2 protein-coding genes and 1 pseudogene are annotated in these 1,970 nt (G+C 58.0%); 2 read left to right on the top strand and 1 reads right to left on the bottom strand.

Translation table 11 applies throughout. The annotated features are described in order from the left end of the window. Positions 1-61 precede the first annotated feature (61 nt). Positions 62-782, top strand: a protein-coding gene (locus VSR82_RS39710; RefSeq protein WP_498858893.1) for an IS6 family transposase whose coding sequence is annotated in 2 segments (ribosomal slippage) — positions 62-748 and positions 750-782 — 720 coding nt in all. Because the reading frame shifts where the segments join, the coding sequence is not laid out codon by codon here. Between the two features lie 80 nt (positions 783-862). Here the strand turns inward: VSR82_RS39710 and VSR82_RS39705 are convergent. Then, complete coding sequence (locus VSR82_RS39705; protein WP_498858892.1) at positions 863-1,441, bottom strand: LOG family protein; 579 nt, start codon at positions 1,439-1,441, stop codon at positions 863-865. A gap of 283 nt (positions 1,442-1,724) precedes the next feature. Between VSR82_RS39705 and VSR82_RS39700 the strand changes: the two are divergent. Then, positions 1,725-1,850: pseudogene (locus VSR82_RS39700) on the top strand (DDE-type integrase/transposase/recombinase); the annotation flags it as partial. Between the last annotated feature and the right edge of the window lie 120 nt (positions 1,851-1,970).

Here is a 1,970-nt window from a genome sequence, read left to right as displayed (position 1 = left end):
GGATGTGTCGCATTAGTGCGGGGACGCTAGAATGCGCGTCTGACGAACCGGTAGTGACCCGATGATGAAGAAGGCACCGACGCCACGAACGGCCCTTGCCCCAGGACTTGCGAAGGTTCTGAAGCGACTGCACTATCCGCTCGATGTCATGCTGATGTGCGTGCGCTGGTATGTGGCATATGGGCTGAGCCTGCGAAATCTGGAAGAGATGATGACTGAACGCGGCATCGATGTCGACCATTCAACCGTGCACCGGTGGGCGATCAAGTTGCTGTCCGTTCTGGAAAAGGCATTTCGACGTCGCAAGCGCGCAGTCGGCAGGAGCTGGCGCGTGGATGAGACGTATATCAAGGTCAAGGGACAGTGGAAGTACTTCTACCGGGCCGTGGACAAAGCGGGAGACACGCTCGATTTCCTGCTGCGCGCCCACCGTGACAAGGCTGCAGCGAAGCGCTACTTAGAAAAGTCGATCGAGTGGAACGGCGAACCCGAGGTGGTGACGATCGACAAAATTGGGGCGAATCTCGCTGCGCTTGAGGCTATCCACGCCGGGCGCGAGACGCCGATCACGATCCGTCAGTCGAAGTATCTGAATAACATCGTCGAGCAGGACCACCGCGCGATCAAGCGCCGGACCCGCCCGACGCTCAGGTTCCAGAAATTTCGTTGCGCCCGCGTTCTCCTAGGTGGCATCGAAGTCATGCACATGATCGTCAAGAGGCAATTGAACGATTGCAGCGTTGGTGCAAACTCCCGTACAGCAGTTCTATTCGCTAGCTTGATAAGGAATCCATACCATATCGGTCTTGCCCGACCTTTCGCTCTTACTGCGACAGAACCCCTAATTCACTTTATCGCAAGACTATGGCCGGTAGTGTGCCCATTTGTCGTGAGCGGGCGGCGCGTAACGTTGCAGCTTGCCAATCAACGCGAGCGGATCGGCGTCGATCTGCAGCATGTCGAGATAGGTCTTGCGCAGGAAGCCTTCGTCGACCGTGTGCTGAAGCACGCGGACCAGCGGCTCGTAGAAGCCGCCGGTGTTCAGCAGCGCGACCGGCTTGCCGTGATAGCCGAGCTGCGCCCACGTGAAGACCTCGAACAGCTCCTCGAGCGTGCCCGCGCCGCCCGGCATCGCGACGAACGCATCGGACAGCTCGGCCATCATCTTCTTGCGATGATGCATGTCGGGCACCACGTGCAGCTCGGTCAGGCCGTTATGACCCACTTCCTTGCTGACCAGCAGCTCGGGAATCACGCCGATCGCGCGGCCGCCTTCGGCCATTACGGTATCGGCGATCACGCCCATCAGCCCTACCTTGCCGCCCCCAAACACGAGCGCGAGATCGACCTCGACGAGGGCGCGGCCGAACGCGCGCGCCGCCTGTTCATACAACGGTTTGGCCCCAATCGCGGAGCCGCAAAAGACACACACCGACTTCATGCTCGACCGTCCTTCGATTCGTTGCGAGGCGGGGCGCCTTCACGCCGTTTCAAGGGCCCGCACCTCCGACATACTCATCATAAGTCATCTATTCTTCGCCCTTGCCCGGCCAAGGATTAAATATTTCGATCCACTGAGCCCATTTATCGAACATCGTAACCATTGACTAGGACAAAATGCCCGCCTCCGCCATTCCAACACCATAACGTTACAATTCCGTGATTGTCATTGACTGAAGATTGGATGTCAGCAAATGCAGGGGCGCCATTAAAAATGCCAATATGAGACGTATATCAAGGTCAAGGGACAGTGGAAGTACTTCTACCGGGCCGTGGACAAAGCGGGAGACACGCTCGATTTCCTGCTGCGCGCCCACCGTGACAAGGCTGCCGCGAAGCGCTACTTAGAGACGGAATCAAAAAGACACCGCTGGGGGCTGTTAACCTTTTCGGCAAGCTGTAATGGGATGGTCACCCCCACCTCGCAGCCGGTAATTTCCTTCGGAGGCCACTGTCATGCAGAACGTCAC

This window comes from Burkholderia sp. JPY481 (assembly GCF_038900515.1).
Classification (GTDB): Bacteria; Pseudomonadota; Gammaproteobacteria; order Burkholderiales; family Burkholderiaceae; genus Paraburkholderia; species Paraburkholderia youngii.
The sequence above is the reverse complement of the archived record's forward strand: the minus strand, read 5'-3'. Positions and strand labels throughout refer to the sequence as shown.

What these genes read in the sequence shown, in the direction of transcription:
- VSR82_RS39705 (WP_498858892.1), bottom strand. Translation starts at nt 1,441, where the DNA reads ATGAAGTCGGTGTGTGTCTTTTGCGGCTCCGCGATTGGGGCCAAACCG.